This is a genomic window from Brevibacillus massiliensis (assembly GCF_000311785.1).
In the GTDB taxonomy this organism is placed as follows: domain Bacteria; phylum Bacillota; class Bacilli; order Brevibacillales; family Brevibacillaceae; genus Brevibacillus_C; species Brevibacillus_C massiliensis.
The window spans coordinates 33,750-60,004 of the sequence record NZ_HE978535.1; the positions used below are offsets into that span (position 1 = coordinate 33,750).

The window sequence follows — 26,255 nt, forward strand, 5'->3', positions numbered from 1 at the left end:
GGAGAAAACACGCATTACTGGCATACGCGACTTTTGCCTCAATATACTGTAGTAAATTATTAGGGGAGGAGGATAAAAATGGGAGCTCGTCTGTTAAAAATATCGGTCGTCTACTTCGTCATCGGCGTGCTGCTTGGCATGTACATGTCCATGTCGCAGATGTTTACGCAGATCGGAGTGCACGCCCACATCAATTTGCTCGGCTGGGTATCGTTGGCGCTGGCAGGTCTTATCTATCATTTGTTTCCCCAAGCCGCCGAGAGCCGTCTTGGTGTTTGGCACTTTTGGCTGCACAACATTGGTTTGCCGGTGATGATGATTGGCCTGTTCTTTTTCATGCAAGGTCATAAAGCGATGGAAGCGGCGATTATCATTGGATCGATTGTCACAATCATCGGGATTATCCTGTTTGCCGTAAATGTCTGGCGGAACGTTCGGTAAGAGCGGCTTTTGCCTTTCGACCCTCTGGCGGAGCAATCTGCAGGAGGTTTTTTTGTACGGAAATCCTGCCAACAAGGCTTGCCGACAGTCAAGTTTCTTGATTGACGGAATGCCGCCTACGGACTATACTTAGCTAGGTAAGTATTTGAAGGGGGAACCGTACGTGGTTGTATACGGCCATAAAATCAATCAAGCGGCAAGGGTATTCTCCAAACAGCTGAACGAGCGTTTATCCCCCCTCGGTTTGTACAGCGCACAATGGGGCGTGATCCTGCGATTGTCGGAGCACGGAGCATGTACGCAAACGGAGTTGAGCGATTACTTGTGCGTCGAGCCCCCGACGATGACCCGCACGCTGGCGCGCATGGCTGAGTCAGGCTGGATTGTACGGGAAACGGGGGCGGACCGGCGGGAGCGGAAGGTCTGCTTGACAAAAGCGGCCAGCGAAAAGTTTCGCAGCTGGCAGCAGGCATCGGACGAACTGGAAGCAAAGGCGCTGCAGAACATCGACGAGCAGGAGCTTGCTGTATTCAATCGCGTCATCGAACAGATGATGAACAATTTATCAAGAAAAGAAGTGAAGGATGAGTAGTGGAGTGAGGGAACCGTTGCATGGAGGAACCGGCTTGTCGCAAGGGACAAAGCTGGCGATCAGGTGTGTCTTGTTTTTTGCTGGACTGTTTGTTTTGGCCTTGGGGGCCGTATGCATGATGCAGGCACAGCTGGGGGTGGCCTCTTGGGATGTGCTGCATATCGGCTTGACCCATTTAACCTCCCTGTCGGTGGGGACATGGGTACAGATAATCGGAATTTTGATGATCGCGATCACCTGTCTGATCGAGCGCAAATGGCCGCGTATTGGCAGTATAGTCAATATTGTCATGATTGGCTTTTTTATCAATTGGCTGCTTTCGTTGAACCTGGTGCCGGTCTACCCGTTTTTGTGGGCGAGAGTCGTCATGCTGTTGGTCGGCATCGTCCTGATGGGATTTGGCGCCGGCATGTACGTGGCATCCAACATTGGCGCCGGACCGCGTGACGGTCTGACCCTGGTGCTGGCGGAACGCTCGGGCTGGTCGATCCGCATGGTGCGGACGATTTTGGAAGGAACCGCTCTGCTGCTCGGCTGGCTGGCGACTGGACCCGTCTCAGTTGGCACGTTCGCATCCGTTCTGTTGATCGGCCCGGTCATGCAGGCGTCCTTGCGATTTTGGCGAAAACGAATGGAAAAGCTGGCAGCCGCCGCGGTATCGTGACGGCTGCTTTTTTTATTGCGCCTTGCCTGGCAGCGTACCGGCCGTGATCCGCTCAGGCCTGGTGTACACGTTCAGCTTGCCGCCTCGGATAAAGCCTACGGCGGTGATCCCCAGCTCTTCGGCCATCTGTAGGGCCAGATCGGTTGGCGCTGATTTGGAGAGGAGAATGGCCGCTCCGATCTTGGCCGCCTTCAACAGGACCTCGGAAGAAATTCGGCCGCTGAACACGAGCAGCTTATCGCTGGTTTCGACTCCTTCCCGCAGGCAGTAGCCGTAGATTTTGTCCAGTGCGTTGTGGCGTCCGATATCCGAGTAGCTGACGAGCATCTCCTGGCCGCTGCACAGCGCGGCATTGTGGACGCCCCCCGTCTGGCGATGGATCAGGGAGGACTGCTGCAGTGTGTCCATCAGGTGAAAACACTGCTCCACGGAGACGCTTACCTGTGAATCGACGGGTTTGGCCGCTCTGGCATCGCTGTAGAAGTAAAACGATTGGCGGCTTTTGCCGCAGCAGGAGGTAATCCGCCGCTTGGTGAAGAAGCTCTGCTGGAGCTTGAAGGCTTGATGAAGATCGACATAGGCAAAGCCTTTGGCTGTATCGATGGCAATCTGTTTCACTTCCGCAGCGGAGCGAATCACTCCTTCGGAGGCCAGAAAGCCGATGGTCAATTCCTCCAGGTCGGCAGGCGTACAGACGACAGTCGCAAATTCCTGGTCGTTGACAAAGATCGTCAACGGGTACTCTGCCACGATCTCGTCATCTTCCAGAGTGAATACACTGTCGCGGTATTTGGCTACAGATCTGCTGATGGTGATGGGCATCTCATGCATCTTGCTCCCTCTCCTCTGTACAGGATGCGTCTATCATAACATATTTTTGCGTCAAACAATTCTGAGAAGGCAAACGAAAAAAATTGTCTAAAAATGGTTGCGATGAAACCGCATACATGCTAGTATAAGACCTAGAAGTTGTCATAAATTTGTAACAAACGCTTTGGCTGCGATTGAGGAAATGATCCTCTTTTCTCCTGTCCAAAAGTCCGGACGGAATTGTTGTATCGGAATAGCGATCCTGTTGCCGATCAACATTTTTTCGGCGTAACGCGTGTGCTGTTGATACTAGGCAGTGTTCCTGCTGAAGATTAACTGTCGCATTTCACTGTGCGAGGGTGTTTTGCCCGTACCCACATTGAAAGACGGCAGTTTTTCTTTTGCCCATAAGCTGGTGGATAAAAGCGGCATTTGCTACTTTCACCAGCAATCAAATCAAAAGGAGGAAAAGCAATGGAAAACGTAAAAAATCGTTGGCTGATAGCGGCCTCGGCAGTAGGAATCCACATTTCCATCGGTTCCGTGTACGCCTGGAGCGTCTATACGAAGCCGCTGATGAACCAGTTTCAATGGGGATTGAAAGAGGTATCATTCACATTCAGCATTGCGATTTTATTCCTGGGACTGTCGGCTGCCTTTTTGGGCCACTTCGTGGAAAAACACGGCCCGAGAAAATCCGGCACACTCGCGGCCTGCTTTTTCGGGGTCGGGACTGTCGGGGCTGGCCTGGCCGTCACCCTCGGGTCGCTCCCCTTGCTCTACCTGTGTTACGGCGTTCTCGGGGGAATCGGACTTGGCGTCGGGTACATCACGCCCGTCTCAACACTGGTCAAATGGTTTCCGGACAGACGCGGATTGGCAACGGGCCTGGCGATCATGGGCTTTGGATTCGCTTCATTAATATTCAGTCCGATCGAGGCCAAGCTGATCTCCACGGTCGGGATTGCCAACACCTTTTTTATCCTGGGCATAATCTTTTTTATTCTGATGTTTGCTTCAGCGCGCTACCTGGCTCCGCCGCCGCAGGGGTGGCTGCCGGAAGGATTTAAGCAAAAAGTGGAGTCGGGCGAGAAAAAGCTGGCCGTCGACTTGTCTGAACTGACGGCGAATGAAGCGGTAAAAACCCGCCGGTTTTACTTGTTGTGGCTCATGCTGTTCATCAATGTCACCTGCGGCATCGCGATTCTTGCCGTCGCATCGCCTATGGCTCAGGAAATCGCCAGGATGACTCCGGCCACTGCCGCAGCGATGGTAGGTTTGATGGGACTCTTTAACGGACTGGGACGGATCGGCTGGGCGTCTTTTTCCGATTACATCGGGCGGCCCAACACGTATACGGCGTTCTTTTCCATCCAATTGATCGCGTTCTTTCTCCTGCCGTCCATCTCCAATGCCCTATTTTTTCAACTGCTGATCTTCCTGATCATGACCTGCTACGGCGGCGGTTTCGCTTCGATTCCGGCCTATATCGGCGACTTGTTTGGCAAGAAACAGCTGGGGGCGATCCACGGCTACATTTTGACTGCCTGGGCCGCAGCCGGCCTGGCCGGGCCGATCTTCGCTTCCTGGGTGCGTGAAACAGTCAACAGCTACTCGCTCATCATGTACATTTTTGCCGGGATGTTTGTCGTGGCGCTGGCGATCTCCCTCTTGATCCGGCTGGACATTGCCCGGCTGCGAGCCAAACTGGAGACGGCTCGGGCGCAGGGGTAAATCCGCAGAGGTTGACAGCGTCAGAATTGCGAAAAAAACTGTCAAGTGTTACAATATTCTCATCGCTAAGAATGTACAAAGGAAATGGCTTGCCATGAACAAATATGAAGCGGAATTCAGCAATCTTGTCCGGGCATTTCGGAAACGGCACATGGGCAAAGGTCCGAGTAAGATCCACACGACCTTTTGCAAGCAGTGGGCGATCTGTGTGATGGAAGGCAATCTTTCACCGGTCGAAAAGTTTATTGCCAGCGCAGATGAAGGGAAACAGATGCTGCGGGCAGCCAGGACGGAAATGGTGAAGGAGATGTACCGCAAAAACCGGCCGGTGGAGATGGAGGCGTTTCTTGGTGCCCGGTTTGTCGACTTGTTCGTCGATATTGATATCGACAGGGACTACGGCATGTCGATCTTCGTCTTTGATCAAAACATCGAAGAAAAATTTAACAAGGCGTAACAGCCCGCCGCACGCCGCGAAAAACACAGGTGCGATGTTGGTACTTGGTAGCGACCCTGCTCAAGATTAACCGCCGAGATTTCCTCTTTTCAGCATTGCGAAAAGATGATTTCCCGGTGGTTTTTTGCTCATGGCGAGCGTTTGGCTTCAAGAAAGGAGTAGCGACAGATGGGGAAAACAAAACACACCGGTCCGATTAAATTGGATACTTCATGGAAACCGTCGTTGTGGGCGAGCTACATGCCGATGGGGCTTGGCAAGGTCAAGCCGCACCACATCCGCGATACCATGAAGGTCATCTACGAGAACAAGGACAACCTTGCCTACGCCTGGCGGATTTTGTCTCAAGGGGTGTGCGACGGCTGTGCGCTTGGGGTGTCGGGGCTGTACGATCAAACCCTGACCGGACCGCATGTCTGCACGACCAGGCTCAATGTGCTGCGCCTGAACACCATGCCGGCCATCGAGCCAAAGTGGCTGGAGGATGTCGAAGCGCTCCGCAAGCTGGACAGCACCGAGCTGCGCAAGCTGGGGCGGATTCCGTACCCGCTCTCCCGCAAACCGGGGGAAAAGGCATTTACCCGGATCAGCTGGGATGAAGCGCTGGACCGGATCGCCCGGAAGATCAGGAGCATCGATCCAAAACAGCTTGCGTTTTACCTGACCTCGCGCGGAATCACCAATGAGGTCTACTACACCGCGACGAAGGTAGCCCGTTTTTTAGGAACGAACAATATTGACAACGCTTCCCGGATTTGCCACTCGCCCAGCAAAACCGCTCTGAAGCGCTCGCTCGGCATCGGCGCTTCCAGCTGCAATTACAAGGATTGGATCGGGACAGACGTGCTGATTTTCTGGGGCTCGGTGGCGGCCAACAACCAACCGGTGTCGACCAAGTACATGTACGCGGCCAAAAAAGCCGGGACGAAGATCATCATGATCAATCCCTACCGCGAACCGGCGATGGAAAACTACTGGATCCCTTCCATTCCGGAGAGCGCGCTGTTCGGCACGAAAATCGTCGATGACGTCTATCAGGTGAACATCGGCGGCGACATCGCCTTCATGAACGGGGTGATGAAGCACTGGTTTGAGATGGAGGAGGCGGCGCCGGGATCGGCGATTGACCGGGAGTTTGTCGACGCTCACGCCAACGGCTTTGAACAGCTGAAGGCCCATGTGATCAGCCAGGACTGGGAGTTGATCGAAAAATCCTCCGGACTGTCGCGGGAGCGCATTGGAGAATTTGCCAAGCTTTTGGCAGCGGCCAAGTCGGGGGTATTCGTCTGGAGCATGGGACTGACCCAGCACCGGTTTGGCACCGACAACGTCTCCCAGGTAGCCAATCTGGCGATTCTGCGCGGATTCATCGGGCGGGAGCACTGCGGCGTGATGCCGATTCGCGGCCACAGCGGGGTGCAAGGTTCCGGCGAGATGGGGGCGGAGCCGATGTCACTGCCCGGCGGGGTGCCGCTCGACGAGGAAAACATCAAGCGGATGGAAGCCTTATGGGGATTTGAAATCCCTCGCTGGCAAGGAGACATCGTCGGTGTCAGCCTGGAAAATACCCTGCTTCCCGACGGGCACGAACGTAAGACCCGGCTGTTTTACACCAGCGGCGGCAACTTTTTGGAGACGATGCCCGACCCGGCGTTTATCAAGCAGTGTCTGGAAGCGGTTGAGCTGCGGGTTCACCAGGATATTATCTTGAACACCTCGACACTGGTTGACGCCAAGGAAGAAGTGATCGTCCTGCCTGCGATGACGAGATACGAACAGCCCGGCGGGGGGACGTCTACCAGCACCGAGCGGATGGTCTACTTCACGCCGGAAATCAAAGGGCCCCGCATCGCTGAAGCCCGCTCGGAATGGGAGATCTACGTCGATCTGGCCTCGCGCGTCTACCCGGAGAAAAAGCACTTGATCCACTTTAGCGACGCCAGACAGATCCGTGAAGAGATCGCCCGGGCCAATCCGAATTACGACGGCATACAGCACTTGGAAAAGCGCGGGGACGTCTTCCAGTGGGGCGGCGCCTGGCTGTGTGAAGGGGGCATTTGCCCGACGCCGGACGGCCGGGCCAACCTGATCCCGATCGATCAGCCGGAGCTGCGCAAGCCGGAAGGCCACTTTTACGTCACCACCCGGCGCGGCAAGCAATTTAACTCGATGATCTACAGCGAGACAGATCCGTTCAACGCGGCGGACCGGTACGATGTATTGATCCATCCTGAAGACGCGGCAAAGCTCGACATCCTGGAAGGGACGGCGATTGTCGTGTACAATGAACACGGGGTATTCCAGGGCCGGGCCAAGTTCGCCGAGACGAAACCTGGGAATATTCAGGTCTACTGGCCCGAGGGGAACATCCTGATCCCCAAAGGGGTATATGAAGAATTCGCCGGTATTCCGGAGTACAATACGGCGGTCATTGTGGAGAAAGCGGAAACGTACCACGCCCACAAGGACACCAGGTACGTGGAAAAAAGGATTGAAGAGCTGGAGATGTCTGTCGGCTAATCCTGCGCTTTGCTCGTACGGGAGGAATTTGGTGATGACAGAGATAACGTTGGGCGCAGCGATTATGGCCGGGGGGCAGAGTCGGCGGATGGGAACGGCTAAAGAGTGGCTGGATTGGGGCGGGCGTCCGCTCCTTTTCCAGCTTCTTGAAGGTTTGCGGGCGTCCGGATTGCCTCACCTGGTGGTTGCAGGCGAGGCCACCGGCGAACGCTGGCGAGAGCTCAAGCAACAGGGGATCGCGGTGATCCGCGACGAGGGTGGATCATATGGTCCGGCCAGCGGGATTTGCGCCGCCTTGAAGAGCACGAGGGAGGATGCGCTGCTTGTCATGTCATGTGACCTGCCGTTTGCGGATTCCGGACAAATCAGGCGCCTGGCAGCGTTGAAACAGGAGCTGTTGGGCTGGGATGCGCTGATTCCGGAGGCCGGGGGGCGGATCCACCCGCTGTTTGCGCTGTACCACTCCCGCACGCTGCCAGCCTGGGAAGAAGCGCTCGCAGCTAGGCAGTACCGGATCACGTCGGTATTGGCCAAGCTGCGGGTGAAGCGGATCGCGGAAGGTTACTTTGACGAGTGGGCGACGTTCAACATGAACACCCCTGACGAGTATCGCCTGGCTTTGGCAGAGAGGAGGAGAAGAGATGCGCTTTCACCGGGAGACGGTAACCGTTGAGGAAGCAGTCCGCAGACTGCTGGCAGGTGCTGCCCCGATCGGCGTGGAAGAGGTGCCGCTTGCCGAGGCGCACGGACGGACGCTGGCCCGGGATTGCCGGGCGGATTGCGATCTGCCCTCGTTTGACCGGGCCTCTCTCGACGGGTATGCCGTTCGGGCGGCAGACACTGCCGGGGCCGCCGTGCAGTCACCGGTGCGCCTGCAAGTAGTCGGCTGTCTGAAGGCGGGTGACGTTCCCGCAAGGCCGATCAACCGCGGTGAGGCGGTGCGAATCATGACGGGAGCGATGATGCCGCCGGGGACTGATGCCGTCGTGATGTTTGAGCAGACGGAGAGTCCGGGAGAGTGGCTGGATGCCGTCTTGATCAAGCGAGAGCTGCGTTCGGGAGAGAATGTCGCCCGCAAGGGACAGGAAGTTTCTGCCGGTGAACGGGTGCTGGCGGCCGGCGAGCAGATCGGAGGCGGAGCCTTGGCCGTCCTCGCTACCTTCGGGATGACGCCGGTCCCTGTCTACCAAAAGCCGCGTATCGGCATCCTCTCGATCGGCGACGAATTGGTCGATCCCGCGCTGACCCCTCCGCCCGGGAAAATCCGCGACAGCAACGCGGTGATGCTCTGCGGCCTGATTCACGAGTCAGGGGGAATCCCGGTCGTGTGCCGGCGCCTGCCGGACGACCTGCAGCTGGCAAAGGACGAAATCGACCGGGTGCTTGGGCAGGTTGATCTGTTGGTGACGACCGGAGGAGTTTCAGTAGGAGACAAAGACATCATCGCGGCGCTTGTAGACGAACCAGACGTGGAACTTCTGTTCAACCGCGTGGCGATGCGACCGGGTAGCCCGACAACCGCCATACGCCGGTGCGGCCGGCTGATCTGTGCCTTGTCGGGGAATCCCGGCGCGTGTTTTACGGGTTTTCACCTCTTGGTCAGGCCGCTCTTGGCCAGGTTGGCGGGCAGAGGTGATGCTACCCAGCTGCCGAGCCAAAAGGCGCTGCTCATCTGCGACTATTCCAAGCCTTGTCCGTACCCCCGCTATGTGCGGGGCCGGCTGCAGCTGCAGGAGACGACGCTGTACGCCATACCTGACGGGTTTGACAAGTCAGGGATGCTGAGGACGTTAAAAGACGCCGAGTGTCTGATCGTCATTCCCCCTGGAGGCAGGGGGCGGGCAGCCGGAGAGATCGTGGAGGTAATTCCGTTTCGCTTGCGATAGTCTTTCAGATGAGAAGCGAGGTGAGACACCATGGCGGCATCGCCCTTGATCATGCAGTTCGTCGGTTATGCCAATTCCGGCAAGACCACGATCGTGACGCAGTTGGTCAGGTATTTTCAAAGCAAGCATTTCCGGGTTGGTGTGATCAAACACGATGGACATGACCACGATTGGGACGAAGGAAAAGATACGCATCGTTTTCGCCAGGCTGGCGCGCCGCTCGTGGCGATCCAGTCACAGAGCAAAACGGGTTGGTTTGAGCAGGCCGCTGTGCCGCTTGAACAGCTCGTCGCGAGAATGGAAGCGGCCGGGGCCGAGATCGTGCTGATTGAGGGCTTCAAGCGGGCCCATTACCGCAAATTGGCGCTTATTCGCCGCGAGGCTGATTTGCCGCTGATTGCCGATGTGACGAACTGCTGCGGTATCGTCAGCTGGCTGCCGCTTCCCCCGCAAAAGCTTCCGGTCTTTTCTATTGACCACGGGCAGCAAATCGGGGATTTTCTGCTGGATCTGCACGAACAGGAACGGTCGGCCGACAGCGGAGAGGATATTTGACCGTTCTCCGAAAAACGTGTTAGGATGGTACTAGCTTTTCAGCCTAACAGTGGGAGGACATCAAGATGGCGGATAAACGAAAACGTACGATTCTGATTGGAGTACTGGTACTCTTGATTGTCGTTGCCCTGGCCGCGTATTTCTTTACGCGGAACAACACGCCGTACGTGCCGTTGTTTTCTTATGATTTGAACAAAGAGCAAATGCAAGAAGTCGAGGACTTTTTAAAGAAAGGACACTACGACTTCCAAACGGATAAAAAGGCGATCCTGGTACATGAAAACGAGAAACAGGAGATTTTGCTGGAAGCAAGCAAATCGGGCATTCCATCGAAGTAGCGGCAGCGCATCAAGAGGGGCAGCGGTAAATGGCTGCCTTTCTTTTTTTTGCTCAAAAGCTGCCAGAGAGGATCCTGTAAAATCTAGTATTGTTAAATAAACCCAAAAAAGTGGCAAAGAAAAGGAAAAGTCATTACAATAAGACTAATGGACTACGACAAAGAGTAGGGTGAGCGATGCGAGTATTCTGTTTCTTTCTGGCTGCCATTCTTCATGCCGACCCCACCGAGGTTTTATTTGATCTTTACCATGTGACCAAACGGATCAACGAACCGCAGCATCGTGAGCTGATCAGGGGATCCGTTCGCCTGCCCCGGCGCTATTTTGACTTTCTCGTGCAGAGCGGAGTGATGGAGGCGCAGGGACTTGACTCGTACCAGCCTTCCAGTGTGGCTCCGGTAGCGATCGGGATGAATATCAAGTCGCTTGGCACGACTGTCCTGTTCGATATGTGTTTTTCGCCGCAAACCTACAAGCTCTGGCAGAATACCGATGCCATGATCGAAGAAATTTCGCTGCCGGCCGACTTGTTTGAAGAGTACGTCTACCGATTGGGCGCCCTCAGCAGGTTTCGCTATCTGGGGAAGGTAGACGATCCGCTTACGGCCGTGAGACTGGGCGAAAACGACATGATCGAATTCAAGCGCGACTTTTTGCAGTCGAAAGGAAATATCATTAAAACAGTCGTAGCCTTTGCCAACAGCAACAACGGAAACCTGTTTCTCGGCATCGACGACAACGGGGAAATTGTCGGGGTGAATGAGGAATTGAGCCAGTACGAGGACCCCGACAAGTACATTCTGGCGATTACACAGTATATTCAGGACAAGACAACTCCCCTCTTGGCGCCGTTTCCCAAGATATCGCTGAAGCAGGTGGAGGATAAATACGTTGTCGTCATCTTTGTCGAAGTGGCTTCCGACTTGATTTGCGGACTGGACAAAAACGGGGAGAAATTCGTCAGCATCCGAACCAACAACCGGTCGGTCATTGTCAAGGACCCTCATCAAATTGGCGAAATTTACGTGAAGAGAAGACTGGGCAGCGAGGTAAGCCGAAGGTTGGGATTACTTTAATACAAGGAGGTCGCTGATGGAAAAGCTTTGGCGGATCAGACTTGGCCTAATGTGTCTGGTATGTCTGATTCTCTACGGTTGTTCTGCGAATCCGCAAAAACCTAACGCCGCTGAGCGCAATCTGATTGTCCAAAATGTCGATTCTGTTGAAAAGGTTTCTGTACTGACGACGGAAGGCCAGGATATACCCTTGGATGTAAAGGACTTCTCCCGCGGGCTGCTGGAGCTGGAGGGGGAGGTTGTGACGACGGATCAACCGCTGCCCGTAAAAGATGTTAAATTCTCCCTGATCGTCTACCGCGCCGTAGAAGCCCCGCTTATCATTGACGTCGGTGAAAACGTCTGCCGGATCGGCGAGGCTTCGTACAGCGGACCGGGGGCCCGCAACTTTTACAGCTGGGTCAGGGAACTGATCGGCGCTGCCCTCTTCCAGCAAGACCAGGTGGAATCGGTGGACATCGTCGCGTCCGATCTCAATATCTCCCAATTCTCGCAAAAACAGGAAGCCAATGAGCTTTGGGAATTTCTGCGCAGCGGAGAATACCGCGAAAAGCCGGGCAACCGGCAGTTTCCGCTTTACCCCTACTATCGGCTAAAGTTCGACACAGGCAAAAGCATCATGGAAGTCACGGTGCTGACTCCGGCCCTCGTCTCCGTGAAAATGGGGAAAGAAATCATCTATTATCATGTCTCGGGCCAAATGTTTGCGTGGTTGACAGGCAAGCTTCCGCTTCAACCGCCGGATGAAGAGACGATACATATGCTGTTTAAAGCATCCGGAGTAAAACTGCTGCCTGTCGGCCGAACGGCAGAGGCAGTTGATTGGAAAGTGGCCGATTCGATCGTCCAGCAGGGAATCGTGCATCAAGTGGTGCGGGTGCTGCAGCACGGTACGGCCCTGCCAGGCAAACCGGCGCAAGCGGCAAACCGGGCTGAGTACGTGCTCAGGTTTACCGTAGGAGAGAAAGTAACGGACGTCGCAGTCTATGAGCACGCTTTCTCGCTCGGCGGCAGCTGGTATGAGCGCCAGGATGCAGGACGCGATATTTTGGCGCTGTTCGGGACGTTTGAACAGCCGAAAAAATCTTCATGAGAAGCTGTACATTTGGTGACGCTAAGAAAGAACTTGTATGGAAGTCATGACAGCCGCTCGTTTTTTGTCGTAAAATGTCTTTAGCACCTCGATGTATTGCAGGATTTTTTGGCTTGAAAGAGAATACTATCATGTTGGGTTTAGACTGTAATAGGAGGATGGAGAATGAACATTCATGAGTATCAAGGTAAAGAGATACTGAAGCAATACGGTGTAAAAGTTCCGGAAGGCCGCGTTGCTTTTACCGTCGACGAAGCTGTCGAGGCAGCCAAGGAACTGGGAACGCAGGTCGTGGTAGTCAAGGCGCAGATTCACGCCGGCGGTCGCGGTAAAGCAGGCGGCGTCAAGGTAGCGAAGAATTTGGACGAGGTGCGTACATACGCGAACGAGATTTTGGGGAAAGTGCTTGTCACCCACCAAACCGGCCCGGAAGGAAAAGAAGTGAAGCGCCTTCTGATCGAACAGGGCTGCGATATCAAGAAAGAATACTACGTTGGTCTGGTCGTTGACCGTGCTACCGGCCGCGTCACGATGATGGCATCCGAAGAAGGCGGTACGGAAATCGAAGAAGTGGCCGCCCGCACCCCGGAGAAAATCTTCAAGGAAACCATCGATCCGGTCACCGGGCTGACGCCGTTCCAGGCTCGCAGACTGGCGTTTGCCATCAATATTCCCAAAGAGTTGGTCAACAAAGCGGCGAAATTCATGATGGGCCTGTATCAGGCGTTCGTCGAAAAAGATTGCTCCATCGCAGAAATCAACCCGCTGGTCGTCACCGGTGACGGCGAAGTAATGGCGCTCGACGCCAAATTGAACTTTGACAGCAACGCTCTGTTCCGCCATCCGGAAATCATGGAGCTGCGCGACTTGTCGGAAGAAGACGAAAAAGAGATCGAAGCTTCCAAGTACGACCTGTCCTACATCGCTCTCGACGGCAATATCGGCTGCATGGTCAACGGTGCCGGTCTGGCGATGGCGACGATGGACATCATCAAGTACTATGGCGGAGATCCGGCGAACTTCCTGGACGTAGGGGGCGGCGCCACCGAGGAGAAAGTGACCGAAGCCTTTAAGATCATCTTGTCCGACGAGAAGGTGAAGGGGATCTTCGTCAACATCTTCGGCGGCATCATGAAGTGTGACATCATCGCAAACGGCGTCGTTGCCGCGGCAAAACAAGTGAAGCTGGATCGTCCGCTGGTCGTTCGCCTGGAAGGCACGAATGTCGAGCTCGGGAAGAAAATTTTGAACGAGTCCGGCTTGAACATCGTCGCTGCCGAATCGATGGCGGACGGCGCGGAAAAGATCGTCTCTTTGGTGAAGTAAGGACTGCCTGCGTGCTGCAGCTCCCGACTTGGAGCTTGGCTTCTTCTACATGTTAAAAAAGGTGGGAAATAACGCGATGAGCATTTTGATCAATAAAGATACGAAAGTCATTACACAGGGCATTACCGGCGCCACAGGCTTGTTCCACACTCGTCAAGCTGTGGAATACGGCACCAAAATGGTAGGCGGCGTCACTCCGGGCAAAGGCGGTACCGAGGTAGACGGAATCCCGATCTTTAACACTGTTCGGGAAGCTGTCGAAGCTACCGGAGCAAACGTATCCGTCATCTATGTTCCGCCGGCTTTTGCCGCAGACTCGATCATGGAAGCGGTCGACGCCGATCTGGACTTGGTCATCTGTATCACAGAAGGCATTCCGGTGCTGGACATGGTGAAAGTGAAGCGCTACATGGAAGGCAAAAAGACCCGTTTGATCGGTCCGAACTGCCCGGGCGTCATCACTCCCGGCGAATGCAAAATCGGGATCATGCCTGGTTACATTCACCAACCGGGCAAAGTGGGGATCGTCTCCCGTTCCGGTACCTTGACGTATGAAGCGGTTCATCAAACCTCGACCCGCGGCATCGGTCAATCCACGGCGGTCGGCATCGGCGGCGACCCTGTCAACGGCACCAACTTTATCGACGTGCTGAAGCTGTTCAATGAAGACCCTGATACGGAAGCGGTGATCATGATCGGGGAAATCGGCGGTACGGCGGAAGAAGAAGCAGCCGAATGGATCGCGGCCAACATGAAGAAACCGGTCGTCGGTTTTATCGGCGGGCAAACAGCGCCTCCAGGAAAGCGCATGGGCCATGCCGGCGCAATCATTTCCGGCGGAAAAGGAACCGCTGCCGAAAAAATTGCCAAACTGGAATCTTGCGGTGTTCGCGTCGCGAAGACGCCTGCTGTCATCGGAGAAACGCTGGTTGAACTGCTGAAAGAAAAAGGCATGCTGGATAAAGTGATGGTTTCTCGTTAAGCAAACGGGAAGAGGGGACGAAACAGTCTCCTCTTCTTTTTTTGTCGCCATGTCTGTCTCTTCTTATAATGAAGAAAAACGGTGAGGAGAGCTGCCCTATGGTATACTCGGTAGAGCTTGAAGAACGGGACTGGCTGTATTCCCTGGTCTGCATCAAAGGGATTGGACGCAAGACGCTTCGCCGCATGTACGAGACAGTCGGTTCTTTTCGCGGATTGTCTATGAAAATAGGTAATCAGCTGGATGGGCTGCGCCTGTCTGCAGCCGTTCGCGATACGCTGGAGCAAAAGCTTCAGCCCCATCAGGTAAGCCTGGACAAGCAGCAGCGCACTGCTGCCGGATTGTCGTTTACCTGTTTCCTGGATTCCGCTTATCCCGCCGTTCTTCGCGAGATGCCCGACCCGCCGCTGCTTTTGTTTTACAAGGGAAATGTCGATTTGCTTCGTCAGCCGATGTTCGCTGTTGTCGGAACGCGCAGACCGACACCCTACGGCAGATCCGTCTGTCAGTATTTGACGACCGGCTTGTCGAACGCCGGTTTTGTGATCGTCTCCGGACTGGCGCACGGAATCGATGCCGAGGCTCATCGCGCCGCCTTAAAAACGCCGGCCAAGACGATTGCCGTGCTGGGCTGCGGCATCGACCAGATCTATCCCCGGCAAAACCTCCCGCTGTATCGGCAAATTGCCGAGGAGGGGCTGATCCTGTCCGAGTACCCGCCGGGCGTGCAGCCTGTCCCGGGATTGTTTCCCGAACGCAACCGGCTGATCAGCGGGCTGTCCTGCGGGGTTCTGATCGTGGAGGCGGCGGAGCGGAGCGGTTCGCTGATCACGGTTGACTGTGCGCTGGAGCAGGGGAAAGATGTGTTCGCCGTGCCGGGACCGATTTTTTCAAATGTGAGCAAAGGGCCGAATAACTTGATCAAACAAGGGGCAAAACTCGTATCAAACTGGGCGGATATTCTGGAAGAATACCCTGGATGGGCTTTTGCAGAGCCCGATATGGATCACTCTCCGCAGCCGTCGGTCAGTGCCGGAGAGCAGGTTGTACTCGGTCTTTTGTCCTATGAGCCGCTGCATTGGGATGAACTGCACGGGCAAATGGACGAGGAGTGGCGGCGCGAGCTGGACCGCCATTTGGTGCTTCTGGAGGCAAAAGGGTTTATTTCTTGCCTGCCTGGAGGATTTTACGTGAAGCGGAGGGAAAATGGATATGTGTCTCAGGCGTTTGACAAATGAAAACGCATATTGAATAATTAGGGAGATTCATTTCCCGAAGGGGGAGGAAAATAGTGGCTGATACGCTTGTAATCGTCGAATCACCGGCGAAAGCAAAAACAATCGGAAAATATCTCGGCAGCAAATACATGGTAAAAGCGTCAATGGGCCATGTGCGTGACCTCCCGAAGAGTCAGATGGGCGTAGATGTAAACAATCAATTTGATCCTAAATATATAACCATTCGCGGCAAGGGCGACGTCTTGAAGTCGCTCAAAGACGCGGCCAAAAAAGCCAAAAAGGTATATCTCGCTGCCGACCCGGACCGCGAAGGGGAAGCGATTGCCTGGCACTTGGCTCAGTATCTCGGTTTGGACACATCCGATCCGATTCGCGTCGTGTTCAACGAGATCACGAAGGATGCGGTGAAGGATGCCTTCAAGCATCCGCGGCGGATTAACATGGACCTCGTCAATGCGCAGCAAGCACGAAGAATCCTGGATCGGTTGGTTGGTTACAACATCAGTCCACTGCTGTGGAAAAAGGTTCGCAAAGGACTGAGTGCAGGGCGGGTGCAATCGGTAACGGTCAAGATGATTATCGACCGGGAAAAAGAAATCCAGCAGTTCGTGCCGGAAGAGTATTGGACAATCACCAGTACGCTTGTCTCCGAGGGGAAGGCATTTGAAGCCCGCTTTCACGGCTTTGGTGAGGAGAAAGCGGACATCCGCTCCCAGGCGGAGGTGGAAAAAATCCTTGAGCAGATCAAAGACCGTCCGTTCGTCGTGCAAAAGGTGAACAAGCGGGAGCGGCGCCGCAATCCGGCTCCTCCGTTTATCACCAGTTCGCTGCAGCAGGAAGCGGCCCGCAAGCTGAACTTCCGGACGGCCAAGACGATGATGATCGCCCAGCAATTGTACGAAGGGATCGACCTGGGCAAGGAAGGCACAGTCGGTTTGATCACCTATATGCGTACCGACTCGACAAGGATTTCGACGACCGCCCAGGAAGAGGCAAAGAGTTTTATCACCGAACAGTTTGGAGGGGAGTACGCCCTCGCCGAAGCGCGGACTCACAGCAAGCGGGAGACAGCGCAGGATGCCCACGAGGGCATTCGCCCCACGTCCGTGCTGCGCCGCCCCGATGACTTGAAGGAGTACCTGTCCCGCGATCAACTGCGGCTGTACCGCCTGATCTGGGAGCGCTTTTTGGCCAGCCAAATGGCTTCGGCCGTCCTGGATACCATGTCCGTCGATATTGAAGTGAACGGGATCTACTTCCGCGCCAGCGGCTCCAAAGTGAAGTTTCCCGGCTTTATGAAAGTGTACGTGGAGGGCAGCGACGACGGGAGCAAGGAGGAAAATACCCTGCTGCCGCCGCTGGAAGAAGGACAAGTGCTGGAGCACCAGGCGACGGAGCCCAATCAGCATTTTACCCAGCCTCCGCCCCGATATACAGAGGCGAGACTGGTCAGAACGCTGGAGGAAAACGGCATCGGCCGTCCCTCCACGTATGCGCCGACGCTGGAGACGATCCAAAAGCGCGGCTACGTCGCACTGGAAGACAAGCGTTTTATTCCCACTGAATTGGGAGAAATCGTCATCTCGCTGATCGAAGAGTTCTTCCCCGAGATTCTCGACGTCGAGTTTACCTCGCAGATGGAGAGCGATCTGGATAAGATCGAGGAGGGCATGGCCGACTGGGTGAAGGTGCTCGATCTGTTTTACGACGAATTCGCCAAGCGAGTCGAAGTCGCCGAGGAACAGATGAAAGAGGTGGAGATCAAAGACGAGGTTTCCGACGAATTGTGTGAAGTGTGCGGCCGCCACCTCGTGTACAAGTTGGGCCGCTATGGCAAGTTTCTGGCCTGCTCGGGTTTTCCGGAGTGCCGCTTTACCAAGCCGATCGTCAAAGAAATCGGAGTGAGCTGCCCTTCGTGCAAAACGGGCTCGATCATCGAGCGCAAGAGCAAGAAGAGCCGGTTGTTCTACGGGTGCTCCAATTATCCCGAGTGCGATTACGTCTCATGGGATAAGCCGATCGCCCGCCCCTGCCCGAAATGCTCCAGCATGATGGTGGAGAAAAAGCGCAAAAAGCAAGGGGTCAGTGTCGTCTGCACGCAGTGCGATTATCAAGAGGAAGCCGATTCTTAACAGATAGAGAGGGTTCACCATGACTCAACCACATGTAACGGTCGTTGGGGCCGGCCTGGCAGGCAGTGAGGCTGCCTGGCAGATCGCTGAAGCGGGAGTCGCTGTGACACTGTATGAAATGCGTCCGCGAAAGCAAACGCCCGCCCACCATACCGATAAATTCGCCGAGTTGGTCTGCAGCAATTCGCTGCGGGCCAATTCCCTTGCCAATGCAGTTGGCGTGTTGAAAGAGGAAATGCGACGGCTCGGCTCGGTGATCATCGCGGCAGCCGATAAATGCGCCGTACCTGCAGGAGGTGCGCTGGCTGTCGACCGGCATGAATTTGCCGCCTATGTGACCGAGGCTGTCCGCAATCACCCGTTGATCGAAGTAAAAACGGAAGAGGTTACTCAGATCCCGGAGGGGATCGCCGTGATTGCGACCGGCCCGCTGACCTCGCCTGCTCTCTCCGAAGAGCTGAAAAAGCTGACCGGGGAGGAGTATTTGTACTTTTACGATGCGGCCGCGCCGATCCTCGAAAAGGACTCCATCGACATGGACAAGGTGTTTGTCGCTTCCCGCTACGATAAAGGGGAAGCGGCCTACCTCAACTGCCCGATGAACGAGGAAGAGTTTGACCGGTTCTACGAAGCGCTGATCACGGCAGAAGCGGCGCCGCTGAAAGAGTTCGAGAAAGAGGTGTACTTCGAGGGCTGCATGCCGATTGAAGTCATGGCCAAGCGGGGGCGCCAGACGATGCTGTTCGGCCCGCTCAAACCGGTCGGATTAATCGACCCTCGTACGGGAAAACAGCCGTTTGCTGTCGTTCAGCTCCGCCAGGACAACAGTGCCGCTACCCTGTATAACATCGTCGGATTCCAGACCCATTTGAAATGGCCGGAGCAGAAGCGGGTCTTTTCCCTGATTCCGGGATTGGAGCGGTGTGAGATCGTGCGCTACGGCGTCATGCACCGCAATACGTTTATCAACTCTCCGAAGCTGCTGTATCCGACGTATCAGTACAAGGAACGGGATACGCTGTTTTTTGCCGGGCAGATGACCGGGGTGGAGGGATACGTGGAATCGGCGGCATCCGGATTGATGGCAGGAATGAATGCTGCCCGTCTGGCGAAGAATGAAGAACTGATTGTCCTTCCACGAGAGACAGTGATTGGCAGCATGGCTCATTACATCACGACGGCAGAGCCAAAACACTTTCAGCCGATGAACGCCAACTTCGGGCTGGTCGCCGAGCTGCCGGTCAGAATCCGCAACAAAAAAGAGAAAAATGAGCAGTTGGCTAAGCGGGCGTTGTCCACTATTCTGAATTTTACACAAAATAGACACAACTGAAGTTGATAACTCTTTTTTTACTGTGGTAATATAGTATTGCCTTCAAGGAGTGCGTGTGAGATGGACAAAAAAGCCGATCTGGCTGTTTGGATCGATGACTTTGTACACTATCTGAAGGTGGAAAAAAACGCATCTCCCCATACTCTCAAGCAGTACATGGGGGACGTCTCCGAATTTGCCGAGTTTATGGAACAGCACCAGATCGACACTTTGGCTGCCGTTTCTTACTTTCACGGACGCTCTTTTCTCGCCCATCTAACCAAACGTGGTTTATCGCGGCGGAGTATGGCACGTAAACTCTCCAGTTTACGCAGTTTTTTTCGCTTTCACATGCGTGAAGGCCGCATCTCGGAAAATCCGTTTCAACTTGTGTCTACACCCAAACTGGAAAAGAAACTCCCGTCTTTTCTCTACCCACAGGAGATTCAGACTCTCCTTTCGTTGCCGGATCCAACTACTTCGCTCGGACAGCGTGACTTGGTCATCTTTGAGCTGTTGTACGCATCAGGAGTTCGCGTCTCTGAATTGGTGACGCTCACTTGCGACAGGCTTGATTTGTCGAACGGTGTCGCCCTGGTGTACGGAAAAGGGGCCAAAGAGCGGTATGTCCCGATTGGCAGTTATGCTGTGAGCGCCATTCGGCAATACATAGAAGTGGGTAGAATTTCTTTGCTTGCGGATAAACAGGAGAACGGAGTATTGTTACTCAATTACCGTGGAGAACCGCTTTCTGACCGTAGTGTGCGCCGCGTGGTGGACAAATACGTGCAGGCTGCGGCTTTGCGGCTTTCAATCTCGCCCCATACACTGAGGCACACTTTTGCCACACACATGCTGAATGCCGGTGCAGATTTGCGTACAGTACAAGAGCTGTTAGGCCACGTAAACATCTCGACAACCCAGATCTACACACATGTGACAAAGGAGCGTTTGCGGGAAGTGTATGATTCCGCACATCCGCGGGCAGAAAAACGAGGAGGTCGTTCCGAAGATGGAACCATTTCACGCCACGACCATTTTCGCGGTTCATCACAACGGTGAAGCAGCGATGGCCGGAGACGGCCAGGTGACGATCGGCAACAGCATGGTCATGAAGCATGGTGCGAAGAAAGTTCGCAGGCTTTTTCGCGGAGAAGTCATTGCCGGCTTTGCCGGTTCTGTCGCTGACGCAATCACCTTGTTTGAAAAGTTTGAAGCAAAGCTGGAAGAATTTCACGGAAACCTGCAGCGGGCCGCTGTTGAGCTGGCAAAGGAGTGGCGCTCCGACAGAGTCCTGCGCCGCCTCGAGGCGATGATGATCGTGATGAATCGGGAAAACTTGCTGCTCATCTCCGGGAACGGAGAGATCATTGAACCGGACGACGGGATTTTGTCGATCGGCTCAGGAAGCGGCTTCGCTCTGGCTGCAGGCCGCGCCTTGAAAAAATTTGCGCCCCACCTGCGCGCGAAAGAGATTGCCGAAGCCGCGCTCTTGACCGCTGCGGAAATCTGTGTGTTTACCAACAGCAACCTTGTTGTCGAAGAGATGACCACCGCGAAGGGGTGAAAACGGAATGCTCAAACTTGAACAGCTTACTCCGAAAATGATCGTGGAACACCTTGATAAATACATTGTAGGACAGTCGCAAGCGAAGCGGGCGATCGCCGTGGCACTGCGCAACCGCTACCGCCGCAGCCGCCTGCCGGAAGGATTGATGGAGGAAGTCGTTCCGAAAAATATCCTGATGATTGGGCCGACCGGGGTGGGAAAGACGGAGATTGCCCGTCGGATTGCCCGCCTGACGGGAGCGCCGTTCATAAAAGTCGAAGCGACGAAGTTTACTGAGGTTGGGTACGTTGGACGGGATGTTGAATCCATGGTACGCGATCTGATTGAGACAGCGATTCGCATGGTGAAAAGCGAAAAGATGGAAACAGTCAAGGAAAAGGCAGAAAAGCTGGCAGACGAAGCGATCGTGAACATTCTTGTGCCGTCAAAAAAGCAACAAAGCGGTTTTAAAAATCCGTTTGAGATGCTGTTTCAAAACCAGCAAAACCAGTCGCAGCAAAACGACAGTGAAGAGGCTTCTCTTCGGCAGCAGCGGAGACAGGCGGCCTTTCAGCTCGCCTCCGGGCAGCTGGAAGACCAGGTGATCGAGATTGATGTGGAAGATCAGTCCTCGCCGGTGTTTGATCTCTTCCAGATTCCCGGGGCGGAACAGATGGGCATGCAAATGCAAGACATGCTCGGAAATCTCTTGCCAAAACGGACCAAGAAGAGAAAATTGCGAATTAAAGAAGCGCGAAAGGTATTAATTCAACAAGAAGCGCAAAAACTGGTAGATATGGATGAAGTGATTCAAGAGTCCATTCACCGGGCGGAGCAGCACGGAATCATCTTTATCGACGAGATTGACAAAATCGCCGGTAAAGACGGCCGGGGACCCGACGTTTCGCGCGAAGGCGTGCAACGCGATATTCTGCCGATTGTGGAAGGGTCTACGGTGATGACCAAGTACGGTCCAATCAAAACGGACTACATCTTGTTCATTGCAGCGGGAGCCTTTCATACGGCTAAACCGTCCGACCTGATTCCCGAGCTGCAGGGACGTTTCCCGATCCGGGTCGAGCTCGCCAGTTTGAAAGTGGAGGACTTTGTAAGTATCCTCACCGAGCCGAAAAACGCCTTGATCAAGCAGTACGTCGCGCTTCTGGAAACAGAGGGCATCCGCATCGAATTTACCCAGGAGGCGATTTTCGAGATCGCCCGACTGGCAACCGAGGTGAATCAGTCCACTGACAACATCGGGGCGAGGCGCCTGCATACGCTGCTGGAGAAGTTGCTGGAAGACCTCTCCTTTGAGGCTCCCGATATCCATCTTGAAGTTGTGAAGATTACGCCCGAGTATGTTCGGGAAAAGTTAGGTAGTATCGTGCAAAATCGAGATTTAAGCCAGTACATCTTGTAGGACATCAATTGTAGAGAAGTTTAGGAGGAAGAGAGTCATGGATTTGTTATCGAAAATCAGAAGAATCAACCGGATGCTGCAAAAGTCAGCAGGTCATGCAGTCAACTTCAACGAAATGGCGCAGGTCTTGAGTGATGTCATCGACGCCAACATCTTCGTTGTCAGCCGCAAAGGCAAAATGCTCGGCTACGGCATCGCGCAGGAAATTGACAACGAGCGGATTCGCGCCATGTTAAGCGAACGCCGTTTTCCGGAAGACTACAGCGCAAATCTGTTGAAAGTGGAAGAGACATCAGCAAACCTTGGCATAGACAGTCCGTATACCGCATTCCCGGTGGAGATGAAAGAAGTATTCAGCTCCGGCTTGACAACGGTCGTTCCGATCATCGGCGGCGGCGATCGCTTGGGCACCCTGCTTCTCGCCCGCGTCAACAAGCAATTTGGCGAAGACGAATTGATCCTCGCTGAAGTAGGGGCCACTGTCGTGGGAATGGAAATTCTGCGCGAACGCGCCGAGGCGATCGAAGAGGAAGCCCGCAGCAAAGCTGTCGTCCAAATGGCAATCAGCTCGCTCTCCTACAGCGAATTGGAAGCAGTCGAACACATTTTTGAAGAATTGGACGGAAAAGAAGGTCTCTTGGTCGCTTCAAAAATTGCTGACCGCGTCGGCATCACTCGTTCGGTGATTGTGAACGCTCTGCGAAAATTGGAGAGCGCCGGGGTTATCGAATCGCGTTCTTTGGGTATGAAAGGGACCTTTATCAAGGTGCTGAACGAAAAATTGCTTCCGGAACTGGAAAAATTGAAAACGACGTAGATCTCCGTCATGAGAATGTCATAAAACAGGGCAGCCGCAGTGATCGCGGCTGCTTTTTTTGGGGAGAACGGGCTGTGATCATTGTCACAGTCAAAGGTGATCCTGTTTTTTATACTAAAAAAGCTTTGGCAAACACGGTCTTGCCTAGCGAAGAAAGCGAGAGGGAATTTTTTCATGACAAAAGTCCCTTTTTTTAATATGGTTGAAACTGACAAATAGGTATATCAGTTTGTCGGATGGTCCAAGATGGCTGATGAATTGAGTCTTTGGTATGGAATTGTATCATATTGTAAAAAAAAGCTTTTTTAACGAAATTGATTTTGATATGATTTATTCGGAGTTGTAATGTCGAAAAAACAGGAATCTTCTTATCTTTTGTAGGGTTGGACAGGCGATCCCGAAAACTCGACATGTTTTCACAAAATTTCACAGTAAGATGTTTTTGTGATGGATGAAGTGGGTATTTGTATCTATAAGGCAAACTGAGGGGGTACGGTTGATATGGATCAATTGCAGCTGTTGGCTCGAGCGTTGGACGTGGGGATGCTCAGGCAGCGCACGATCGCCAACAACATTGCCAACATGGATACTCCGCAATTTAAAAGCAAACAGGTCGTCTTTGAAGATCTGCTGCATCAAGAGTTGAGTGGAGAAGGGGAAAGCGGACTGGCCGCCTACAGAACGGACCCTCGCCATATTGCCTTTGGCTCGGGACAAGCTGGCGCCGTGCCATATCCGCAAATCGTGTCGAATCCGGACGCTTTGGTGCAGAACAACGGCAACGACGTAGATGTTGAATACGAAATGAATCAGCTTGCGAAAAATACGATCTGGTACAACGGTTTAGTCCAGATGACCAACGGGTATTTTACCAAATTGAAGACCGTAATCGACGGCGGAGGGAGGTAATCTGAAGTGAATTTGTTTCAAGGAATGGATACGTCGGCATCGGCTTTGACCGCCAACCGGCTTCGACTCGATACGATTGCAGCCAACGTGGCGAATGCGAAATCAACCCGCGCCCGGTTGGTAAACGGCGTCTGGGAGCCGTACCGGCGCAAGATCGTCGAGGTGCAGCCCAAGACGAATCAATCATTTGAGAATTTGCTGCAGGCGGCCGTCGGAAACGTCAGCAGCCGACCCGAACAAGGTGTGAGGGTTACGGCGATCCGGGAAGATGAAACCCCGTTTCAGCGCGTGTACAATCCGGAATCGCCTGATGCTGATGCGGACGGTTATGTTCTCATGCCAAATGTCGACATCATGAAAGAGATGGTCGACATGATTTCCGCCTCTCGATCATATGAGGCCAACGTGACAGTGTTAAATGCCGCTAAAAGCATGATGATCAAAGCGTTGGAAATCAACGGGAGATAAGGGGAGTAATCATTAATGGAAATAAGCCAGATAGCGAAAGTCGCGTTACCGCCGCAAGCGGCGCCAGCGGGAAAGGCATCGGCTGCGGAAACCGCGAAATCTTTTGCGTCATTTTTGTCTGATTCGCTCGAGCAGTTGAATAACTCACAGCTGGAAGCATCGAGACTGACCGAAAAGTTTGTCGCAGGAGAAATCCAGGATGTTCACCAGGTGATGCTCGCAGGAGTGAAGTCGTCGACCGAACTGCAGCTTGCCGTGCAAGTGCGAAATAAAGTGATAGAATCCTACCAAGAGATCATGCGCATGCCGCTCTGATACGGTTGGTAATTTCTTGGTGAGGTGAATTATGAACGAACGACTTACGCTATATAAAGAACGAATCACGCAGACGTGGAATCGGCTGACAGGCAAGCAAAAGTTGTTGATCACAGGGACTGTACTCTTCCTGCTGATCTCACTCGGACTCTATGCATACATAGCTTCCAAACCGGTGTACGTCTCCTTGTACAACCAAAGATTGAGCGAACAGGAAGTAGGCATGATCAAGCAGGAATTGGACAGCAGACAGATTCCGTACCGAATCGTCGGAAATGGAACGGGCATTGAAGTGCCGCAGGCTGTAGCCCAGGACACCATCGTGGAACTGGCGGCACAGGGAATACCGCGTGAAGCCAGCATCAGCTCTGATATTTTTTCCGGTGCCGGGCCGTTTGGCATCACCGACAATCAGTTTCACATGCTGAAAAAGGACGCTCTGCAGCTGGATTTGCAAAAAATGCTGGAGCGGGTCCGCGGTGTCCGCTCTGCGAAAGTCATGCTGACCCTGCCCGAAGAGGGAGTCTGGGTAACAGACAAGCCGGATTCTGCCACTGCTTCCGTCGTTGTCGATGTAGAGCCGGGTACACAGCTAAACCAGCAGCAAATCAAGGCCTTATATCATCTTATTTCCCACAGCGTGGAAAAGCTTCCGGTTGAAAATATCACGGTCACCGACCAGTACTTCAATCCGTTGGAAATGACGGATGAAGAGGACAGCGCAGGCAGCTTGACCGGATTCCAACAGCAAGAAAAAATCAAGGCAAACATCGAAAGAGAAATCCAACAAAACCTGTACAATCTGCTCGGCACGATCATGGGCAGAGACAAGGTGATCGTTCACGCTGCCGTTCAGATGAACTTTGATAAGGAAAACCGCGTCGAAAATCTGGTGGAACCGGTGGACAAGGAGAATAACGAAGGGATTATCATCAGTGCCGAGAAGATCTCCAAGACCTTTAGCGGAAAAGGTGCCCCGGCAGGCGGCATAGCCGGAACCGGTCCCAATGACGTGCCCAGTTTTCCTTCTGCTGCCGGACAAGGTGCTGACAGCGACTACGAGGAACTGCATGACAAGGTGAATCGGGAAGTCAATCGGATCACCCGGAATATCACGGCGAGCCCATACCAAATTGAAGACCTGACGATCAACGTGGGCGTCGAACCGCCTGACGGAGGGCAGCTTGATCAGGCGACATTAGACAATATCAAGCAGGTACTGCGCAATGTCGTCAGGGTGACGCTAAGCAGAAAGAACGTACAGTTGTCTGAACAAGACCTCGACCAGCGAATTTCTGTGATTCCGCGCACCTTTGCCGGAAAAGTGACAGATCAGCAGCAATCTTCGGTCAGTCCTTACCTTCTTTACGGTGCGGGCGCACTGGCGCTGCTCGCTCTCGGCGCCGTTGCCTTTCTCGTTATCCGACGCAGAAACCGTACGGATCAGGCGCTCGACGAGCCAATCAATGACATGCCCGCTCCGCAGTTGAGCGAAATCCCGGATATTCAGCGTGAAGATAGCGAAGAAGTCATTGTCCGCAAACAATTAGAGAAGCTGGCCCGCAGCAAGCCTGACGAATTTGTCACGCTGCTGCGAACATGGCTGGCCGAGGATTAGGAG

Annotated in this window: 26 protein-coding genes; 25 read left to right on the forward strand and 1 reads right to left on the reverse strand. The window is 53.9% G+C overall.

Annotated features, from left to right (window positions below; all coding sequences use genetic code 11):
* Window positions 1-78 precede the first annotated feature (78 nt).
* From HGBM_RS00215 to HGBM_RS00225, 3 genes are all read left to right on the forward strand, one after another.
* Window positions 79-441, forward strand: a complete 363-nt coding sequence (locus HGBM_RS00215) for a hypothetical protein (RefSeq protein ID WP_019119088.1) — start codon at window positions 79-81, stop codon at window positions 439-441.
* Window positions 442-604: 163 nt separating this feature from the next.
* Entirely contained in the window at window positions 605-1,033 is a 429-nt protein-coding gene (locus HGBM_RS00220) for a MarR family winged helix-turn-helix transcriptional regulator (protein ID WP_019119089.1), read from the forward strand.
* A 4-nt stretch (window positions 1,034-1,037) separates the two neighbouring features.
* Window positions 1,038-1,697 (forward strand): YczE/YyaS/YitT family protein, encoded by a 660-nt coding sequence (locus tag HGBM_RS00225; protein WP_245552843.1) that lies wholly within the window; start codon window positions 1,038-1,040, stop codon window positions 1,695-1,697.
* Window positions 1,698-1,709: 12 nt separating this feature from the next.
* Here the strand turns inward: HGBM_RS00225 and fdhD are convergent, their stop codons facing one another.
* Window positions 1,710-2,528 carry a formate dehydrogenase accessory sulfurtransferase FdhD gene (fdhD, locus tag HGBM_RS00230; protein WP_019119091.1) on the reverse strand — a complete coding sequence of 273 codons (819 nt, stop codon included), beginning with the start codon at window positions 2,526-2,528 and terminating at the stop codon, window positions 1,710-1,712.
* 453 nt (window positions 2,529-2,981) lie between these two features.
* On the opposite strand from fdhD, the gene HGBM_RS00240 reads away from it, so the two are divergent.
* The 22 genes from HGBM_RS00240 (at window position 2,982) to fliF (ending at window position 26,252) form a co-directional block, all read left to right on the forward strand.
* Window positions 2,982-4,241, forward strand: coding sequence for an L-lactate MFS transporter (locus HGBM_RS00240; RefSeq protein ID WP_019119093.1), 1,260 nt, complete (start codon window positions 2,982-2,984; stop codon window positions 4,239-4,241).
* A gap of 94 nt (window positions 4,242-4,335) precedes the next feature.
* Complete coding sequence (locus HGBM_RS00245; protein WP_019119094.1) at window positions 4,336-4,698, forward strand: Na-translocating system protein MpsC family protein; 363 nt, start codon at window positions 4,336-4,338, stop codon at window positions 4,696-4,698.
* A gap of 168 nt (window positions 4,699-4,866) precedes the next feature.
* The gene (locus tag HGBM_RS00250) at window positions 4,867-7,218 is read left to right on the forward strand and encodes an FdhF/YdeP family oxidoreductase (RefSeq protein WP_019119095.1); all 2,352 of its coding nucleotides are present in this window, start codon (window positions 4,867-4,869) and stop codon (window positions 7,216-7,218) included.
* Between the two features lie 34 nt (window positions 7,219-7,252).
* Window positions 7,253-7,891, forward strand: coding sequence for a molybdenum cofactor guanylyltransferase (locus HGBM_RS00255; protein ID WP_019119096.1), 639 nt, complete (start codon window positions 7,253-7,255; stop codon window positions 7,889-7,891).
* A complete protein-coding gene (locus HGBM_RS00260; RefSeq protein ID WP_019119097.1) occupies window positions 7,860-9,104 on the forward strand; it encodes a molybdopterin molybdotransferase MoeA in 1,245 nt (414 codons plus the stop codon). Before HGBM_RS00255 ends, HGBM_RS00260 begins: the two co-directional genes overlap by 32 nt.
* 30 nt (window positions 9,105-9,134) lie before the next feature.
* Window positions 9,135-9,659 carry a molybdopterin-guanine dinucleotide biosynthesis protein B gene (mobB, locus tag HGBM_RS00265; RefSeq protein ID WP_019119098.1) on the forward strand — a complete coding sequence of 175 codons (525 nt, stop codon included), beginning with the start codon at window positions 9,135-9,137 and terminating at the stop codon, window positions 9,657-9,659.
* Between the two features lie 65 nt (window positions 9,660-9,724).
* Entirely contained in the window at window positions 9,725-9,997 is a 273-nt protein-coding gene (locus HGBM_RS00270) for a hypothetical protein (RefSeq protein WP_019119099.1), read from the forward strand.
* A gap of 176 nt (window positions 9,998-10,173) precedes the next feature.
* A complete protein-coding gene (locus tag HGBM_RS00275; protein ID WP_019119100.1) occupies window positions 10,174-11,073 on the forward strand; it encodes an AlbA family DNA-binding domain-containing protein in 900 nt (299 codons plus the stop codon).
* A 16-nt stretch (window positions 11,074-11,089) separates the two neighbouring features.
* Window positions 11,090-12,166 carry a hypothetical protein gene (locus HGBM_RS00280; protein ID WP_019119101.1) on the forward strand — a complete coding sequence of 359 codons (1,077 nt, stop codon included), beginning with the start codon at window positions 11,090-11,092 and terminating at the stop codon, window positions 12,164-12,166.
* Window positions 12,167-12,331: 165 nt separating this feature from the next.
* A complete protein-coding gene (gene sucC, locus HGBM_RS00285) occupies window positions 12,332-13,492 on the forward strand; it encodes an ADP-forming succinate--CoA ligase subunit beta (RefSeq protein WP_019119102.1) in 1,161 nt (386 codons plus the stop codon).
* 76 nt (window positions 13,493-13,568) lie between these two features.
* Window positions 13,569-14,474, forward strand: coding sequence for a succinate--CoA ligase subunit alpha (gene sucD, locus HGBM_RS00290; protein WP_019119103.1), 906 nt, complete (start codon window positions 13,569-13,571; stop codon window positions 14,472-14,474).
* Between the two features lie 98 nt (window positions 14,475-14,572).
* Entirely contained in the window at window positions 14,573-15,712 is a 1,140-nt protein-coding gene (dprA, locus tag HGBM_RS00295) for a DNA-processing protein DprA (RefSeq protein WP_019119104.1), read from the forward strand.
* A gap of 53 nt (window positions 15,713-15,765) precedes the next feature.
* Window positions 15,766-17,844: a type I DNA topoisomerase gene (gene topA, locus HGBM_RS00300; RefSeq protein ID WP_019119105.1), complete on the forward strand. Its 2,079-nt coding sequence runs from the start codon at window positions 15,766-15,768 to the stop codon at window positions 17,842-17,844.
* A gap of 19 nt (window positions 17,845-17,863) precedes the next feature.
* Window positions 17,864-19,177, forward strand: coding sequence for an FADH(2)-oxidizing methylenetetrahydrofolate--tRNA-(uracil(54)-C(5))-methyltransferase TrmFO (gene trmFO, locus HGBM_RS00305; RefSeq protein WP_019119106.1), 1,314 nt, complete (start codon window positions 17,864-17,866; stop codon window positions 19,175-19,177).
* 60 nt (window positions 19,178-19,237) lie between these two features.
* Window positions 19,238-20,218 (forward strand): tyrosine recombinase XerC, encoded by a 981-nt coding sequence (gene xerC, locus HGBM_RS26125; protein ID WP_019119107.1) that lies wholly within the window; start codon window positions 19,238-19,240, stop codon window positions 20,216-20,218.
* Window positions 20,169-20,723, forward strand: a complete 555-nt coding sequence (hslV, locus tag HGBM_RS00315) for an ATP-dependent protease subunit HslV (RefSeq protein ID WP_019119108.1) — start codon at window positions 20,169-20,171, stop codon at window positions 20,721-20,723. Before xerC ends, hslV begins: the two co-directional genes overlap by 50 nt.
* A 7-nt stretch (window positions 20,724-20,730) precedes the next feature.
* Window positions 20,731-22,125, forward strand: a complete 1,395-nt coding sequence (gene hslU / locus HGBM_RS00320) for an ATP-dependent protease ATPase subunit HslU (RefSeq protein WP_019119109.1) — start codon at window positions 20,731-20,733, stop codon at window positions 22,123-22,125.
* Window positions 22,126-22,162: 37 nt separating this feature from the next.
* A complete protein-coding gene (codY, locus tag HGBM_RS00325) occupies window positions 22,163-22,942 on the forward strand; it encodes a GTP-sensing pleiotropic transcriptional regulator CodY (RefSeq protein WP_019119110.1) in 780 nt (259 codons plus the stop codon).
* A gap of 501 nt (window positions 22,943-23,443) precedes the next feature.
* Window positions 23,444-23,851, forward strand: coding sequence for a flagellar basal body rod protein FlgB (gene flgB / locus HGBM_RS00335; protein WP_019119112.1), 408 nt, complete (start codon window positions 23,444-23,446; stop codon window positions 23,849-23,851).
* A gap of 6 nt (window positions 23,852-23,857) precedes the next feature.
* Window positions 23,858-24,319 carry a flagellar basal body rod protein FlgC gene (gene flgC / locus HGBM_RS00340; RefSeq protein WP_019119113.1) on the forward strand — a complete coding sequence of 154 codons (462 nt, stop codon included), beginning with the start codon at window positions 23,858-23,860 and terminating at the stop codon, window positions 24,317-24,319.
* Window positions 24,320-24,334: 15 nt separating this feature from the next.
* Window positions 24,335-24,634 (forward strand): flagellar hook-basal body complex protein FliE, encoded by a 300-nt coding sequence (gene fliE / locus HGBM_RS00345; protein ID WP_019119114.1) that lies wholly within the window; start codon window positions 24,335-24,337, stop codon window positions 24,632-24,634.
* Window positions 24,635-24,665: 31 nt separating this feature from the next.
* The gene (fliF, locus tag HGBM_RS00350) at window positions 24,666-26,252 is read left to right on the forward strand and encodes a flagellar basal-body MS-ring/collar protein FliF (protein WP_019119115.1); all 1,587 of its coding nucleotides are present in this window, start codon (window positions 24,666-24,668) and stop codon (window positions 26,250-26,252) included.
* The last annotated feature ends 3 nt before the right edge of the window (window positions 26,253-26,255 follow it).